Raw genomic sequence first — 15632 nt, 5'->3', positions numbered from 1 at the left:
ATCTTTGAAACTGATTCTAAAATCTCATTAAATCGACAACAATTAACAATATGATTGAAAAAGTTTTATGTGACATACACGGTTCAAAAGATATGTCTTTTGCCTGTATTCATATTGCAATGGCTATAGACAAAAAAGAAAAAGTTGGCTTTTTTTATTCGGAAGCCGAAGAAGACCTTCCGCAAATTGCCTGGTGCGGAGCATGTGAACAATGGCTGCTGGATAACGGCGAAGAATGGACAGACGTTTTTCAAACTAATGCCGATTTTAAAACGCTATGTGCCGATTGTTTTGATGAGGCAAAAAACAAGGAACCTGAAATTCATATACGATAAAAAATTTCAGCGTAAATAGTGTTTCGCTGGATAAAAAAGAATTAAAATAATTTTAGATTATTGCATTTTACCACACTTCAAAACTAGTCATGAAAAAAGAAGATTTCAAAATTAATCTGGCGAAAGCCCTGGATGGACTTATCGATTTCACGCAGGAAATGGTAACAAATAAATTACCAAACCAGTATAAGTTTATGATTAAAACGAATTGTTCATACGATGGAAATGAATTAGAAAATGATGAAGAAGTTTATCCTGATGACAAAATTGATGAGACAAGTTCGATTAATCCTGCAACAGAGTCTGCCGTAATTGATTATTTATGGCGTAATGGCAAGGTGCCTAAATGGATTAATGTTCAGGTTGAAAAGTGCGATGATAATTTTAGCTACATAAAATTGGAATGTTGCGGAAGATTTTCAACTTCCCCAAATCATAAAAATGGTCCGTTCAGAAGTTTAGGCCCTAATATACCTTATCATTATCTTGATCCAATTTCTGAAAAGCTTATCAAGAAAGTCGATTTGAATGAAATCAAGAAATATTAATATACAACAAACCTACTAATTCATCTGTTCACATCAACACAAAGCTTAACTTTGTAAAAAACGTGAAATATGAAAAACTTTTTCTTTTTAGGTATTGCCATTATATTCGAAATCATTGCCACTTCGGCTTTAAAAAAATCGGAGCAATTCACGCAGCTTATCCCAAGCATCATAACAATTGTGGGCTATTTTGCTGCATTTTATTTTTTAAGCTTTGCTATCAGAACCATCCCGGTGGGGATTGCTTATGCGATTTGGTCCGGAGTAGGAATTGTTCTGATTACTATTATTGGAGCCCTTTTCTTCAAACAAATACCGGATTTACCAGCAATTATTGGCTTAGCTTTAATTATGACTGGCGTTGTGGTCATTAATGTTTTTTCTAAAACTACGGCACATTAAATCAATAATAAATTGTTTCAGGTTTCAGGTTGCTTCAGGCCTTAAAAAGTTGATCCCTTTTTCATCAATTCTCGACATATTCATTTTAAAAACAAAACAATGGATTTCAAAAAAGCCACAATTTCAGATTTGACAGAAATGCAGGAAATGTATATCGAAACCATAAAATGGACTTGCAAAAATGATTACAGCCCGTTAGAGATTGACGCATGGGTTTCCGGGCTAAACAATGTAGAACGCTGGCTCAAAGTTATTCATACGCAATTTGTTTTATTAGCTCTTATTGACGATAAAATTGTAGGGTACGGAACACTAAAAGATGGAAATTACATTGATTTCTTTTGCGTTCACAAAGATTTCCAGCGACAAGGAATTGCTGATAAAATATTTAATAAATTAGAGATTGAAGCCAGAAAAGAAAACTCAAAAAGTATCACAGCAGATGTAAGTATAACTGCAAAACCCTTTTTCATTAAGAAAGGTTTCATCATAAAAGCCGAACAAAAAAACATCAGATTAGGTGTTGAGCTTATCAATTACAAAATGGAAAAAAATCTAAAGTAAGAATAATTGTTTCAGGTTCAGAACCTGAAACTTGAAACCTGAAACAACAAAACAACAAAACAAAAACCTCCGCAAGTTTCGGATTTTATACCCGCAAAAACCAATCGATCTTTGCATTATAAAATTGAACGACAATGAACACACAGGAAAACATTAATTATAATAGGATTGCCGATGCGATCGATTATATCAAAGTAAACTTTAAGGAACAACCCAACTTAGATGAGGTTGCCGAAAAAGTGCATTTAAGCCCGTTTCACTTTCAGCGCTTGTTTACGGAATGGGCAGGAACAAGTCCAAAGAAATTTTTGCAATATATTAGTGTCGAACATGCCAAACAAATTCTCAAAGAAAATAATAAAGCTACTTTATCTGACGCCGCTTATGATACCGGATTATCAGGAACCAGCCGTTTGCATGATTTGTTCGTAAACATCGAAGGAATGACTCCGGCAGAATACAAAAATGGCGGTAAAAAACTGGAAATCAACTTTAGTTTTGCCGAAAGCCCGTTTGGGAATATTATTGTTGCTTCTACACAAAAGGGTGTTTGTTTTATGGCTTTTGCCAAAAATGAAGAAACCGGATTTCAGGATTTAAAACAAAAATTCCCAAATGCAGCATTCGTACGAAAACTGGATCCGGCACAACAAAATGCCTTGTTTATCTTCCAAAACGACTGGAGTAAATTATCTGAAATCAAACTGCATTTAAAAGGAACTGATTTTCAATTGAAGGTTTGGGAAACCTTGCTTAAAATCCCGATGGGGCAACTTTCTACTTACGGTTCTATCGCACACCAAATCGAGAAACCAAATGCTTCAAGAGCTGTAGGAACTGCCATTGGCAGTAATCCTGTAGCGTTTTTGATTCCATGCCACCGTGTAATTCAGTCTTCCGGAACCTTTGGCGGTTATATGTGGGGAAATACCCGAAAAACGGCTATTATTGGCTGGGAAGGCGCACAAATTAATTCAGATATTTAAACCTTTTTTCATGCAAAATATACAATCAAAAATTGCTTCTCTTAATTGGGAAAGCATCACTGAATCTATGCACGAAACTGGATTTGCCATTATTCCAAATGTGCTTAATAACGAACAATGCGAGGATTTAAAATTCGATTATGATAACCCCGCTTTATATCGAAAAACGGTTGTTATGGAACGTTATCGGTTTGGTTTGGGAGAATACAAATATTTCAATTATCCGTTGCCCAATTTAATCCAGACGATCCGAACCTTTATTTATCCTAAACTGGCTCCAATTGCAAATGCGTGGATGAAAGTATTGAATATCAATACTAATTTTCCTGAAACTCATGAAAAATTACTGGAACAATGTCACAATAATAACCAACTAAAAGCAACTGTTTTAATCTTAAAATATGGCAAAAGTGGCTTTAACACCTTACATCAGGATTTGTATGGCGATGTTTATTTTCCCATTCAAATTGTTCTTTTCCTCAATGAACCTGATAAAGATTTTACTGGTGGTGAATTTGTATTAACGCAGCAAACGCCCAGGGCGCAATCGAAAGCCATTGTCTTAAAACCTAAAAAAGGGGATATTTTGGTTTTCACCACCAATTTCAGACCTGTAAAAGGGACAAAAGGGTATTATCGTGTCAATATGAAACATGGTGTCAGCGAAATTCATTCTGGCGAACGCCATACATTGGGGATTATTTTTCACGATGCGTTGTCGTAATTTTAAGGAACAAAGGCAAAGAGGTCCAGAGGAACAAAGTTGCCAGGATATGCATAAAAAAAACCTCTGAACTTTTGTTCCTCTGAACCCTTTGTAACCTTAAAAAAAAATGATAAAACACAATGAAATTTCTGATCACGATCTCCGAATTAAAATTAAAAATGCAGAAATTTGTTTTGGTGGAAACCGAAAACTAAAAATCTACGGATCTCTAAAATGTTCGTCAGGAAAAAGAATGAAACGAGAAAACCGGGTTTTCTTTTTATCTGAAAATGAAGCCAGGCAAAACAGTTTCAGACCTTGCGGACATTGTATGAAAACCGAATATCAAAACTGGAAAAATGGACTTATTTAATCCTCAAACTGACGAAACTACCAACCTGCTTCCTAAAGACGGAACCGTAAATTATTATGGCAAACTATTCTCCAGAGAAGATTCAAATCGTTATCTGGAAGTGCTTTTGAATACTATCGAATGGAAAAATGATGAAGCTGTTATCTTCGGGAAGTTAATTCTTACGAAGCGAAAAGTGGCCTGGTATGGCGATTCGGGTTTTGAATATACGTATTCGAATACTACCAAAAAAGCACTTTTGTGGACAAAGGAATTATTGGAATTAAAAACAATTATCGAACAGGAAACAGGCGAAACTTTCAACTCTTGTCTGCTGAATTTATATCATTCCGGCGATGAAGGAATGGCATGGCACAGCGATGCTGAAAAAGATTTAAAGAAGAACGGCGCTATTGGTTCGGTAAGTTTTGGTGCCGAAAGAAAGTTTGCTTTCAAACATAAAGAAACGAAAGAAACGGTTTCTTTAATCTTAGAACACGGCAGTTTATTAGTCATGAAAGATACCACTCAAACACATTGGCTTCACCGATTACCACCAACGAAAACAATATCAAAGCCCAGAGTGAATTTAACTTTTAGAACAATTGTAGCGTAAAAGCTTAAATTCTTATTTTTCATCAAAGAATGAGTTTATAATAATCCGCATTTTTTATAAATATCCAAAATTACGCCTTCCTTGCCTAAAAGGTAATTATCTATATCATGAGGAAATTTTTCAGCCATTTCAATTTTAATCTGGCTGTATCGATCTCTGTCATCATTATGCGCACGAAGGTGATTGCGAAAAGTAATATGTCGTTTTAATTCATTGGCATCTTTATGACATACATATAAATGATGCTCCATAAGGTGTTCTTTATTTTTATAACTAAAAGCTTCCCGACCTTCTATACCTAAATCACCAACATGCTCGTAACCAATTGTCTTCAGTTTTTCTTTTACTAATAAAAACATATTATCTCCGATTACAACATCAATATCAATAATAGGTTTTGCATATAATCCTACCACAGATGTACTCCCAACATGCTCAATTGACAACACTATATTGTTTATAACGGCAAGCAATTCTTTTTCAATTTTTTTAAACTCTTCTGCCCAATCAGGATGGTATGGAACTACTACTATATTCCAACTTTCACTACCAATCATATCAATATTTTTTCGCAAATATAATAATTGGTTAAACCTGTCGGGTTTGGCAGTTCGTAATTACTTCTTTTTTTTTGCAACATTTTGATAAGAAAGCTTTAATGCGTCTTCAAACATTTCTGGTCTTACTTTTGAAAGTTCAACAATTGTCCAGCCTTGTTTGCCCCATTTATTGGGTATTGGATAAAAAATCATTTCGCTTGACGCACAAAAAACAGACTGATCGATTTCGTTTAATTTCAAAACGGCCTGATTATTCTTTTCATCAAAAGTGGCGAATATCTTTTTATTGATCCTGAAAGAGGTTTTTTCGAAATGAGGATCTTCGGTTGCATTTTCAAACGCCAAGGCCAATTTTCTAAATGTTTCAATATTTACCATACCTGTCTATTTACAAATTACCAGCCTTGATTTAATCCATTTTTAAGGACTTCTTCGTATTTATCTTTATCAAAAGTATATAAGTTCGGGGCTTTGTGCGCAACATTACTTTTCTTTTCGTCGAGTTTATTTAAAATCCCGATATTGGTTATTTTACGCAAAAAATTTCTTCTGTCCAGTTTTCTATCCAAAATGGTTTCGTACAGTTTTTGAAGTTCGGGAATTGTAAATTTCTCCGGTAATAAATTATATCCAACCGGCATTAAATTCAGCTCAATTCTTAAAGTATCTAAAGCTTTATCGAGAATCTCTTTATGGTCTAAAATAAGTTCCGGCACTTCTTTATGATCAATCCATTCTATAACTTCGTCTTTATTTGCTGGTCTCGGAATTGTTTTTAAAAAATCAACTAAGGCATAGTACCCAATCGTAACAAATCGCTGCGTGAGCCATTTGCCTTTTTCCTCTTCAATTTTTAAATATTTCAGCACTTCTTCCCCAAAGTGCTGATCGTTTCGTTTTATTTTGCCGAAAGTAGCAAATTGCCTCAAAAAAATTCCTTCAACACCCGTTCTTTCATTCAAAACAGTAACCGCCGCAGTATCTATATCCTGATCGATGGGGATGAATCCGCCTGGCAGAGACCATATATGGCTATGCGGAACTTTAATCAACAAAACTTTAAGCTGATTGTCATGAAAACCAAAAATTACACAGTCAATAGATAGTCCGGGCTGATAATTGTGATTATTTTCTATAATATCTTTTAACATTCAATTTTCAATTAAATACAACTTTCTTATCTTCAAATAACGATGCAATTTACTTCATTTTAATAAAACCAAAACAATTTAAAGCATTCATACTTTTTTAAGGTCAGAATGAGTCCTTAATTAAAGAAGTGTACGGATTACAATTTTAACTTAAAATTAAAAGGCAATTTAAAAAAAATAAGTACATTGCGTCATAATAACACATTACGTTTTTAATTTGTTATTTTTTCAGAAAAAACAACACAAAAAGAGATAACATATTAATTTACAGATTTTAATATTGGTGTTGTTTTGTAACAAAAACTAAAACAAATAGTCTGTTTAAGTATAGAAAACATTAATGATTTACACATGAGCATTCCAAATCTATCAAAACTGAACAAGAAGCTTATTAAAAAGATATACTCGTCTTTGGGAGTAGTATCAAAAAATGATCTTTTAGAAGCTTCCTTAAAATACAGTGAAGAACAGGAAAGAATTTTTAACCGAATGATCGTTGAAACGGAATCAAAAGATAAAAAAGCAAAACGTGAAGCTTTCGATAAAGCATTGTATGCATCCTATAAAGGAATTGGAGCTATGGATTTTATACATACTGTTTTGAAATAATTTTCCCTAAATCTCTTAATTTTAGATACAACCTCGCTTTTAGTGAGGTTTTTTTATTTGTACAAATATAATTTTTACAAATACCTGCCATATATCTATCACAATTATCTATTTTTGTCAATCTCAAAAGTAAGAATATACGCAATTAAATAATATAAAAGCTATTAAGATGGAAAATACAGCAGAATTAGAAAAATACAAAATTCAGAAACCTGAAAATTGGGCTGCCCAAATTAACGACTCTCAACTTATTGAAAATATAAAAGAATCTGACTTTTCTAACAAGCAAGTCGATGAAGGAAGGGATTACTGTTATTTTTTAGATAAAATTTATTACACCAGTGATACTGAAAATAGTGAATATGCTTGTGTGGCATATACTCTTAATGAACCTTCAAATCTGGAAAATGCATCTGTAATGGATGTTGTGGTCGAGGAAAACGAAACTTATATTATACACCGAATAAGTGTTTTAAGAGAAGGTGTTTTGGTTGATAAAATCTCAGATACCAAAATCAAAGTACTGGATAGTGAGAACCAAAGTGATGGCGGAGTTTTGAGCAGTAATAAAAAGATTAATATTACGATTAAAGATTTACGTCTTTACGATGTTTTAATCATGGAAGATTCCAGGGTAAAGGTCTTTACAGATCGTGACTTTTTACGCAAAGAATTTCTAAAATTCGTTTGGGTAAGTCCAAGTACTTATTGGGCTTACGGAAGCTATAAATTTACTTTTATTAATGATCGTAAAAGCACAATTACCTACAAAAAAACTTTTTTCAGAGATGAACAAGGAAATGTATTAGAACCGGAAATCAGCTATTTAGAAAAAGGGCAGAGATTTACAATCGAAAAAGAAAACTACATCAACTTTGTCGATACCAATCGTGAAATTTCTCCTTTTATAGATTTTGCCACTGCCAATAACTGGACCGAGCTGTCTAACTATATTTCGCCTTTGTATGAAGAGGTTTATAGTAAAGCCTCCTTACAGGAATTTGCTCCTAATCTGGTTGAAAAACTGGATGCCATTACCAACAAAGATGAACAATTGCAATTTGCTATAGATTATGTGCAAAATCATGTTTATTATGTTTTTAATGCAGATGAAATGAACGGGCACAAACCACAAGAGCCAGCTGTAACGTATCAAAATAAGCAAGGAGACTGCAAAGCAAAATCGGTGTTACTGAAAGTGGTTTTAGATTATATCAAAGTGGATGCTTCTGTGGTATTGGTTAATTTCAACACAGATCATTATCTCAAATATTATTTACCATCGCTACTTACCTTCAATCATGTCATTGTAAAAATCGATTATAAAGGTGAGACGTATTTTATTGATGCAACAAGTCGTGATGAATTTGGTTTGATCGAAAATCGCGGGTTTATTTATTTTATGCACTATTTAGAAGTTAAGCCAAATCAGGAATTACAAATTAAAAAACCGCATAGATTCCCTTATTACGGGATCAATGAAAAAGCAGATTTGAATGTTCAGAACAACATTGGAAATCTTTTATTAACAACAACTTACAAAGGAAATCGTGCTAATTATATGCGTAAGTATTTTAAAAATACGAACAAAAGAGAAATCATAGACAGTTGGAATAATTTCTTTTTTTACACATTGAATTATAATAATGACCGAAACGGAACTGATGTTCGGAATATCTTTAAAGATGCAACAATTGAGACTTTAAAAGATGACAAAAAACTGAACGAATATACGATTCAATATAAATCTACTGTTGAAGATCCGTATTATGTAGATGCACAAAAAAATCGTTTTTTAATGTATTTTGATCGAAATATCATTAAAAATAATGCACGCGATTTTCTGCATACTGATATTACATTCTGGCACAATTTTGATAATGAAAAATACGAAATCAACCTTTATACAGATCAGCGAATAGATGTAGAAGAAAAATTTACGGTACAGGAAAGCACCATTAAAAATCCGTATTTTGATTATACAAGCCGTAAAAAAATTACTAAAAATGGGGCAACAATCTATATTGATTACAAACCATTGGTCAATTTGGAAATTCCGGCAGCAGATTTTGAAGAATTCAGAAATGCACATCACGAAGTCGCAGATAGTAATTTTGGACTGGGAATTGATATTATAGAACAAGGTTTTATGAATTTGATGAAATTTAATTTCAAGAAACTGGTAAAATAATCACAACAAAAAAACGGAGCTAATTGTAGCTCCGTTTTTTTTGCATTCTTATTCTACATCTGTAATGCTGTGTTTCTATGTGTTTAAAAAATTTAAAGCAATTCAAAATCTGCTTTTAATTTGATATCTGCTGATGAAGCTCCAATCATGACTTCAAAATCTCCCGGTTCTGCTGTCCATTCTAATTTGTTATTGTAGAAAGAAAGCTTCTCTTTGTCAATTGTAAATTCGATCGTTTTAGATTCCCCTGCGTTTAATTTTACTTTTTGAAAATCTCTTAATTCTAAAACCGGTCTTACCACAGATCCGAATTTATCTTTTAAGTACAATTGTACCACTTCTTCTCCGGCTACTTTTCCAACATTTGATAATTGAAAAGAAACTTTAATGGTTTCATTGCTTTTTATTTTAACCGAAGACAATTTCAAATCTGAATAATTGAATTTTGTATAACTCAAACCATATCCAAAAGGAAATTTAGGTGAGTTTTTCAAATCAATATAGGCAGAAACATAATTTTTTGAATCTTCATCTTTAGCTGGTCTTCCTGTACTAAAATGATTGTAATAAATTGGAATCTGCCCTACTTCTCTAGGAAAAGTCATTGGCAGTTTTCCGGATGGATTGTAATCTCCAAATAAAACATTGGCGATTGCATTTCCTGCTTCTGTACCTAACCACCAGGTATAAACAATCGCCGGAACGTTATCAGCCGTCCAGTTAAAAATAAGCGGCCTTCCTGCATTTACCAAAACCACAACCGGTTTTCCTGTTGCCTGAATTGCCTTTACTAAATCTTCCTGAACTCCGGGTAAATGAAGATCGCTTCGGCTTTTTGCTTCACCGCTCATGTCTCGTCTTTCACCGATACTTAAAATCACAACATCGGCTTGTTGTGCAGCTGCCACAGCTTCTGCAAAACCATCTTTGTTATTTCCGTCAACATCACACCCTTTAGCATAAAGCAATTTGGTGTTTTTGCCTACTTTATTTTGCAAACCATCCCATTGCGAAACGATCCATTTATTATAATCCACCTCCGGTAATTCTACAGACCAAAAGCCCATGTTTTCTTTGTATTCTTTTACCATTGGTCCAATAAAAGCAATCGTTTTCAGGTTTTTAGACAATGGTAAAGTCTCCTTTTCATTCTTTAATAAAACGATACTTTTTTGCGCTACATCAAGGGCCGCTTTTCTATTTTCAGGATCATTCAAAGCTTTATCGGCTCTTTTTTGATCTGAATATCGATACGGATCATCAAATAAACCCAATTCAAATTTCTTGCGTAAAATGCGTTTCACCGCATCATCAATCAAATCAACAGGTACTTTTCCTTCTTTAACCAATTCGGCTAAATGATATCTGTAGGCATTACTTTCCATATCCATATCACTTCCGGCAGTAATGGCAGAAAGTGCGGCAGCTTTAAGGTCTTTTGAATATCCGTGTGCTACCATTTCTCCAATCGATCCCCAGTCTGAAACTACAAAACCCTGAAAGTTCCATTTTCCTTTTAAGATATCACGTTGCAAATGTGCATTTGCCGTTGCAGGAATTCCGTTTAAATCATTAAATGAATTCATAAAAGTAGCTGCTCCTGCATCAAGAGCTGCTTTGAAGGGTGGTAAATACGTTTCCCACAACATTCTTTCGCTCATGTCTACAGAATTATAATCTCTTCCGCCAACCGCTGCACCATACGCTGCAAAGTGTTTAACGCAAGCCATAACGGAGTTTAAATCGCCTAGTTTATTGCCCTGAAAACCTTTTACTCTGGCATAAGCAATTTTAGATCCCAGATACGTATCTTCTCCGGCCCCCTCCATAACTCTTCCCCAACGCGGGTCACGGCCAATATCAACCATTGGTGCAAAAGTCCAGTGAATTCCGCTTGCAGAAGCTTCTGTAGCAGCAACTCTGGCTGCCAGCTCGATTGCCGCTAAATCCCAGCTCGCAGCCTCGGCTAACGGAATTGGAAAGGTTGTTTTGTAACCATGAATGACGTCCTGGCCAAATAACAACGGAATTTTAAGACGGGACTGCATTGCCAGTTCCTGATATTGTCTGGTATATTTTGTTCCGATGATATTTAGCATTGAACCTACAATTCCTGCTTTTATTTCGGCTTGCTTGTTTGGGTTTATCGTAATAGGTCCTGTTGCAGAATTGTCTCCTGTATACTGATTAAGCTGACCTATTTTTTCTTCAATCGTCATTTTTTTCAATAAAGCATTTACTTTCTGATCGATTGTTTCTTGTTGGGCAGCCGCAAAGAAGGACACCATCAACAAGGTAAATGTGGTTATTTTTTTCATACGCAGATAATATTTCTTTTTTAATGAATAGAGAATCGTCATTCCTGAGTTCAGTTTATAATGCGATTCCGGTATTTAATTTTGATTACCAAACGTAAGTTGCCACCGCCCCAGCGTTTAAAGTAGTTGAAATTTGTTTTTGATTGTATTTTATATTGAATGATGCTGTTGTGGTTCCGTCATTTTCTACCAGTAAAACAATTTGCCCTGACGGAGTTTTGAAAGCTACATTATATAAATTACCACTAATATTGCTGCCAATTCTAACCGATCCCTCAGGAACAAATTTAGAGGCATGACCAATAATATAATACCCAACTTCTCTTTTTATATTCTGGGCCTGATCAATCATTAATGCCCCTTTGCAGGTAGAACATCCGCCTGGTGTAAAAGGTTTATAGAATTCATCATTCGCCAATCCCCACGAAAGTGCGTTTACACTCCAGTTACGCATAGAGCCAATGACAACATTTTTCACACTCCATTTCAAATCAGATTCAAAACTACTTTTTGATCCTGTATATTGTTCTGTAAAATATAAATCTTTCTTTGGAAAAGCATCGTGAACTGTAGACAAAGCGCTTATGTCTCCTTCATACAAGTGAAATGCTGAACCGGCAACAAAAGGATTCGCTTTTGCATCTTTTAAAATCGTCAAAGGATATTCCGGTTTGTTGCAATTGTGATCGTAAACCACAATTTTGGTTTTGATATTAGCTTTCGCGAAAGCGGGACCTAAATGATTTCCGATAAAATCGGCCTGCTGTTCTGCAAGCATTAATAAACTTGGGTTATTTCCGGGATGCAACGGTTCATTTTGAGGCGTAACAGCATCTATAATAATTCCCTGGGCTTTCATTGCCTGAATATATTTTACAAAATACGCTGCATAAACCTGATAGTATTTAGGTTGTAAACTTCCCCCTTTTGAGCTTCCGTTGTCTTTCATCCAAACAGGTGGTGACCATGGAGAACCCATAATTTTTATGTTTGGATTTATTGCTAGAATTTCTTTTAAAAGTGGTACTACATCTTTTAGATCAGGTCCCAGATTAAATTTTTCCAGTTTTAAATCGGTCTGGCCTTCCGGCAAATCATCATACGAAAAAACTACTTCATTCAAGTCAGAGGCCCCAATACTAATACGAAGATAACTCAACCCGATTGCATCATTTTTTCTGGAAAACAATTCCTGAAGCAATGCTTCTTTTTTTGCTTGATCCAGTTTTAGGATTGCCTGAGCACTTCCTCCTGTCAAAGAAAATCCGAAACCTTCGATGGTTTGAAATTTCTGAGAAGGATTTACTTCAATAGTCGGATTGGAATTGGTTTCTGTATTGAAAACCAAATCGTTTTGCTTTTGAAGTTTTAAAGACTCATCTGTTGTTGTTATCCAGGCTTCTGCTTTGTTTGAAGTACCTGCTGGATTTTTTGAAGTTCCGCACTTTATCTGAACTGCAATAAGTGGCAGCAAAAGTAAAATTTGAAGTTTTTTGTTGATGTTTTTCATTTTTAATCTATTTCTATTAGAACAGGTAAATGATCCGATGGATATTTTAAATCTTTAGAATCACTTAACACTGCATGTTTTTGAATTTTTAATCCGCTATTTTTAGAGATAAAAATATAATCCAGCAATAATGTCACTGGTTCATTGTGCTTGAAATCGTTGAATGTTCCTGAGGGCCCAAAAGGCTTTTCTATCGAGACATCTTTAGTATCATCCATTACTTTTTTAATAGTTACAATTTGTTTGGTTTCAGGTTCTGAATTAAAATCTCCCATTAAAAAAACAGGATACTTTTTTGTGTTTAATGCTGCTATTTTCGAAAGCACCAACTCTACTCCTTTTACTCTTGCAACTTCTCCCATGTGATCGAGATGTAAGTTAAAAACCCAAAATATCTTTTTTGTTTTTAAATCTTTAAAGAGTCCATACGTACAAACTCTGTTGCAGGCTGCATCCCAGCCTCTTGATACCTTATCTGGTGTTTCTGAAAGCCAGAACGTGTTTGATTCCTGTACCTGAAAGCGGTCTTTTTTATAATAAACCGTACAGGCTTCTCCTTTTCCTTCTTCTTCCCTGCCTATTCCAAATTTGTTGTAATTGGGCAAAGCCGAAGCAATATCAGTAACCTGGTTTGGCGTTGCTTCCTGGACCCCAAAAATATCCGGACTGTAAAATTGAATTTGCGAAGCAAAATAATCCTTCCGGTTTGGCCATGCATTTTCTCCGTCAGAAGCTACGTCCAGACGAATATTATAGGTCATAATTTTTAGATTCTGACCATAAAATGAGGTACAGCCAAAAAGCAGGATTACGGCTAAAAAAAGTACATTTATTTTTTTCATGTTAAATAATTTTAATTCGGTAAAGCTACCAATTCATTAGCCTTAAAGAAGAACGTTAACTTTAAAAAAAATGTTAATTAAATATTCCATAATGATTAATATCAAACTTGTCATAACTTTTTAGTGTCATTTTTTCTTTCCAAATTTTACATGAAACCCATACTAATTTTTGTCTATTTTTTAGAGTTTCCTTTTTTACCTTCTGAAAAATCCAAATAATTTAGATTGAATCCTCCTTTTTCAAAAACCACCTTAATTTTATTTGTTCCCGTATTTAATTCTACACCGGATAAAATAATGGTTTTCCATTTTTCATTTCCTCCGGTTACAGGAAGTGTAATTGTTTCTGATTTTTTTCCGTTTTCTTTTTCCAGATATAATTTCCCCTCTAAGTTTTCACTTGAATATCGAATGGTTACGTTGTATTTGCCTTGTTTTTTAACCTGCGTGGTAAATTGCAGCCATTCTCCGTCTTCAATGAAGGAAACCTGATAGCCGTTTGAACCTGCATCTTTACAAGGCAGGATATCAACTCCGTCATTACGCATCGTATTTCCTTTATTCCATTCGTCAAACTTTCCTGTTTCTACTCTGTAGTTTACAAAATCCTTATCTGAGTAGGCATATCCATTTGTTCCTAAATCATATTGCGTTGCGGCAATTCTACCGGGAATTAAATGTTTTTTATAGGGTTTTGTATCGTTTGTCTGCACTTGTCTGAACATGGCGTCGACAACATCCGGTTTAACGGTTAGGTTTTCCATTTTGTAATTATCAGCCATTTTCATTAACGTTTTTTTCGAGAAATCAGCTGATGGTTTTTGACCTCCGTCTTTCCAGTATTTTAATAAAACATCATATTCGGGAATTTTAGTTACTGATGTTACACCGGCAATGTTTTCAATTTTTTTCATTGGCCAAAAAGCCCATCCAATATTGTTGGTTTCCATTAGCGTCAATGCATCTTTAAACCAGACATTAGAGTTTTCGCCACTTTCTCCTAACCAAATTGGCACATTATATTGGCTTCTGTAATCCAACATTTTCTGAATTGATTCTTTGGTATTGTAGTTCCAGTATTTATGAAAACTCAATGCCATATTTTCATCCCATAAAGGAAAAATTCCGTTGTAGTTGTTCCCCCAGCAGTTCCCTTCAATAAAAATTAAATGGTTGGTGTCGACTTCTCGAATTGCTTTTGTAACCTTCACCATTAAATCTCTTAAAGGCCCGTTTGAATTCTCGTCGCAACCATTTTTATTCGTTCCTGTAAAGTTCCAATTGGGTTCGTTGATGATGTCATAAGCTCCAATCCAGGGATTATCTCTGTAGCGGGAAGCCAGTTTTTTCCACAAGGCAATCATTTTTTTCTGATTGGCTTCGCTCTCCCAAAGTGATGGTTTTGTGGTGTCGTAATCCGAAATTGCCGCATCATTCCCTTGTCCGCCAGGTGTTGCATGTAAATCTAAAATCAGGTACATTTTGTTTTCGGCACACCATTTCAGCAAATTATCGGTCATCGTAAACCCTTCTTCTATCCAGGTAATTTCACCATTTTTTTCTTCCTGAATTGATGGTGTATATAAGTTGTAATGCATAGGCAAACGAATAGAGTTAAACCCCCAGGCCGCAAGCGAATCGACATCGCGTTTAGTGATTCCGTTTGCTTTATAAGCTGCATAAAATTCTTTTGTTCCCTGTTCGCCTGCAACTTCCTGAATTTTTTGTCTGATGATATATTGCGGACTTGCAAATGGTTGTGTTTGCATCATATATCCTTCCTGTACCATCCAGCCTCCAACACCAAGACCTCTTAATAGTATATTTTTTCCGTTACCGTCTACTATTTTTTGTCCGTCTCTATGTAAAAACCCTTGTCCGAAAGAAGCAATCGAAACTAAAAGCTGTAATGTTATAAGTATGTTTTTCATCTGAAAAATAA

The 15632-nt window shown here is 34.7% G+C and carries 17 protein-coding genes; 10 read left to right on the top strand and 7 right to left on the bottom strand.

Annotated elements, in window-relative coordinates:
* Window positions 1–50: 50 nt before the first annotated feature.
* From ACHRWY_RS22270 to ACHRWY_RS22235, 8 genes are all read left to right on the top strand, one after another.
* On the top strand, window positions 51–335 hold the full coding sequence (locus ACHRWY_RS22270) for a hypothetical protein (RefSeq protein WP_395357596.1): 285 nt from the start codon (window positions 51–53) through the stop codon (window positions 333–335).
* 89 nt (window positions 336–424) lie between these two features.
* A complete protein-coding gene (locus ACHRWY_RS22265; RefSeq protein WP_395357595.1) occupies window positions 425–883 on the top strand; it encodes a hypothetical protein in 459 nt (152 codons plus the stop codon).
* A 69-nt stretch (window positions 884–952) separates the two neighbouring features.
* Window positions 953–1285 (top strand): DMT family transporter, encoded by a 333-nt coding sequence (locus ACHRWY_RS22260; protein WP_395357594.1) that lies wholly within the window; start codon window positions 953–955, stop codon window positions 1283–1285.
* Between the two features lie 99 nt (window positions 1286–1384).
* The gene (locus ACHRWY_RS22255) at window positions 1385–1849 is read left to right on the top strand and encodes a GNAT family N-acetyltransferase (protein WP_395357593.1); all 465 of its coding nucleotides are present in this window, start codon (window positions 1385–1387) and stop codon (window positions 1847–1849) included.
* A 134-nt stretch (window positions 1850–1983) separates the two neighbouring features.
* A complete protein-coding gene (locus ACHRWY_RS22250; protein ID WP_395357592.1) occupies window positions 1984–2835 on the top strand; it encodes a bifunctional helix-turn-helix domain-containing protein/methylated-DNA--[protein]-cysteine S-methyltransferase in 852 nt (283 codons plus the stop codon).
* Between the two features lie 10 nt (window positions 2836–2845).
* A complete protein-coding gene (locus ACHRWY_RS22245) occupies window positions 2846–3559 on the top strand; it encodes a 2OG-Fe(II) oxygenase (RefSeq protein ID WP_395357591.1) in 714 nt (237 codons plus the stop codon).
* Window positions 3560–3668: 109 nt separating this feature from the next.
* On the top strand, window positions 3669–3914 hold the full coding sequence (locus tag ACHRWY_RS22240) for an Ada metal-binding domain-containing protein (RefSeq protein ID WP_395357590.1): 246 nt from the start codon (window positions 3669–3671) through the stop codon (window positions 3912–3914).
* Complete coding sequence (locus tag ACHRWY_RS22235) at window positions 3901–4509, top strand: alpha-ketoglutarate-dependent dioxygenase AlkB family protein (protein WP_395357589.1); 609 nt, start codon at window positions 3901–3903, stop codon at window positions 4507–4509. The genes ACHRWY_RS22240 and ACHRWY_RS22235 overlap by 14 nt, the downstream gene beginning before the upstream one ends.
* 35 nt (window positions 4510–4544) lie before the next feature.
* Here ACHRWY_RS22235 and ACHRWY_RS22230 read toward each other — a convergent pair whose 3' ends face one another.
* The 3 genes from ACHRWY_RS22230 to ACHRWY_RS22220 are packed head-to-tail and all read right to left on the bottom strand — an operon-like array spanning window position 4545 to window position 6220.
* Complete coding sequence (locus tag ACHRWY_RS22230; protein ID WP_395357588.1) at window positions 4545–5066, bottom strand: GrpB family protein; 522 nt, start codon at window positions 5064–5066, stop codon at window positions 4545–4547.
* Between the two features lie 60 nt (window positions 5067–5126).
* Window positions 5127–5447 carry an MmcQ/YjbR family DNA-binding protein gene (locus ACHRWY_RS22225; protein ID WP_395357587.1) on the bottom strand — a complete coding sequence of 107 codons (321 nt, stop codon included), beginning with the start codon at window positions 5445–5447 and terminating at the stop codon, window positions 5127–5129.
* Window positions 5448–5464: 17 nt separating this feature from the next.
* Window positions 5465–6220: an NrtR DNA-binding winged helix domain-containing protein gene (locus ACHRWY_RS22220; RefSeq protein WP_395357586.1), complete on the bottom strand. Its 756-nt coding sequence runs from the start codon at window positions 6218–6220 to the stop codon at window positions 5465–5467.
* Between the two features lie 351 nt (window positions 6221–6571).
* On the opposite strand from ACHRWY_RS22220, the gene ACHRWY_RS22215 reads away from it, so the two are divergent.
* Window positions 6572–6829 carry a hypothetical protein gene (locus ACHRWY_RS22215; RefSeq protein WP_395357585.1) on the top strand — a complete coding sequence of 86 codons (258 nt, stop codon included), beginning with the start codon at window positions 6572–6574 and terminating at the stop codon, window positions 6827–6829.
* A 169-nt stretch (window positions 6830–6998) separates the two neighbouring features.
* Window positions 6999–9020, top strand: a complete 2022-nt coding sequence (locus ACHRWY_RS22210) for a hypothetical protein (RefSeq protein WP_395357584.1) — start codon at window positions 6999–7001, stop codon at window positions 9018–9020.
* 92 nt (window positions 9021–9112) lie between these two features.
* Here ACHRWY_RS22210 and ACHRWY_RS22205 read toward each other — a convergent pair whose 3' ends face one another.
* The 4 genes from ACHRWY_RS22205 to ACHRWY_RS22190 form a co-directional block, all read right to left on the bottom strand.
* Entirely contained in the window at window positions 9113–11338 is a 2226-nt protein-coding gene (locus ACHRWY_RS22205; protein WP_395357583.1) for a glycoside hydrolase family 3 N-terminal domain-containing protein, read from the bottom strand.
* Between the two features lie 85 nt (window positions 11339–11423).
* Window positions 11424–12848 (bottom strand): glycoside hydrolase family 30 beta sandwich domain-containing protein, encoded by a 1425-nt coding sequence (locus ACHRWY_RS22200; protein ID WP_395357582.1) that lies wholly within the window; start codon window positions 12846–12848, stop codon window positions 11424–11426.
* Between the two features lie 2 nt (window positions 12849–12850).
* Window positions 12851–13690 carry an endonuclease/exonuclease/phosphatase family protein gene (locus ACHRWY_RS22195; protein WP_395357581.1) on the bottom strand — a complete coding sequence of 280 codons (840 nt, stop codon included), beginning with the start codon at window positions 13688–13690 and terminating at the stop codon, window positions 12851–12853.
* Between the two features lie 173 nt (window positions 13691–13863).
* Window positions 13864–15621 (bottom strand): cellulase family glycosylhydrolase, encoded by a 1758-nt coding sequence (locus ACHRWY_RS22190; protein WP_395357580.1) that lies wholly within the window; start codon window positions 15619–15621, stop codon window positions 13864–13866.
* Window positions 15622–15632: the final 11 nt, after the last annotated feature.

This window comes from Flavobacterium sp. FlaQc-48, from assembly GCF_044007335.1.
In the GTDB taxonomy this organism is placed as follows: Bacteria; Bacteroidota; Bacteroidia; order Flavobacteriales; family Flavobacteriaceae; genus Flavobacterium.
Note: the sequence above shows the minus strand (reverse complement) of the source record. Positions and strands in the feature narration are given on the sequence as shown.

Bases quoted from the DNA above. Each gene is read 5' to 3' on its own strand.
- ACHRWY_RS22250 (WP_395357592.1), top strand. From the start codon at position 1,984: ATGAACACACAGGAAAACATTAATTATAATAGGATTGCCGATGCGATC.
- ACHRWY_RS22235 (WP_395357589.1), top strand. From the start codon at position 3,901: ATGGACTTATTTAATCCTCAAACTGACGAAACTACCAACCTGCTTCCT.
- ACHRWY_RS22205 (WP_395357583.1), bottom strand. From the start codon at position 11,338: ATGAAAAAAATAACCACATTTACCTTGTTGATGGTGTCCTTCTTTGCG.
- ACHRWY_RS22195 (WP_395357581.1), bottom strand. From the start codon at position 13,690: ATGAAAAAAATAAATGTACTTTTTTTAGCCGTAATCCTGCTTTTTGGC.
- ACHRWY_RS22200 (WP_395357582.1), bottom strand. From the start codon at position 12,848: ATGAAAAACATCAACAAAAAACTTCAAATTTTACTTTTGCTGCCACTT.
- ACHRWY_RS22215 (WP_395357585.1), top strand. From the start codon at position 6,572: ATGAGCATTCCAAATCTATCAAAACTGAACAAGAAGCTTATTAAAAAG.
- ACHRWY_RS22240 (WP_395357590.1), top strand. From the start codon at position 3,669: ATGATAAAACACAATGAAATTTCTGATCACGATCTCCGAATTAAAATT.
- ACHRWY_RS22245 (WP_395357591.1), top strand. From the start codon at position 2,846: ATGCAAAATATACAATCAAAAATTGCTTCTCTTAATTGGGAAAGCATC.
- ACHRWY_RS22220 (WP_395357586.1), bottom strand. From the start codon at position 6,220: ATGTTAAAAGATATTATAGAAAATAATCACAATTATCAGCCCGGACTA.
- ACHRWY_RS22270 (WP_395357596.1), top strand. From the start codon at position 51: ATGATTGAAAAAGTTTTATGTGACATACACGGTTCAAAAGATATGTCT.
- ACHRWY_RS22260 (WP_395357594.1), top strand. From the start codon at position 953: ATGAAAAACTTTTTCTTTTTAGGTATTGCCATTATATTCGAAATCATT.
- ACHRWY_RS22230 (WP_395357588.1), bottom strand. From the start codon at position 5,066: ATGATTGGTAGTGAAAGTTGGAATATAGTAGTAGTTCCATACCATCCT.
- ACHRWY_RS22265 (WP_395357595.1), top strand. From the start codon at position 425: ATGAAAAAAGAAGATTTCAAAATTAATCTGGCGAAAGCCCTGGATGGA.
- ACHRWY_RS22210 (WP_395357584.1), top strand. From the start codon at position 6,999: ATGGAAAATACAGCAGAATTAGAAAAATACAAAATTCAGAAACCTGAA.
- ACHRWY_RS22190 (WP_395357580.1), bottom strand. From the start codon at position 15,621: ATGAAAAACATACTTATAACATTACAGCTTTTAGTTTCGATTGCTTCT.
- ACHRWY_RS22255 (WP_395357593.1), top strand. From the start codon at position 1,385: ATGGATTTCAAAAAAGCCACAATTTCAGATTTGACAGAAATGCAGGAA.
- ACHRWY_RS22225 (WP_395357587.1), bottom strand. From the start codon at position 5,447: ATGGTAAATATTGAAACATTTAGAAAATTGGCCTTGGCGTTTGAAAAT.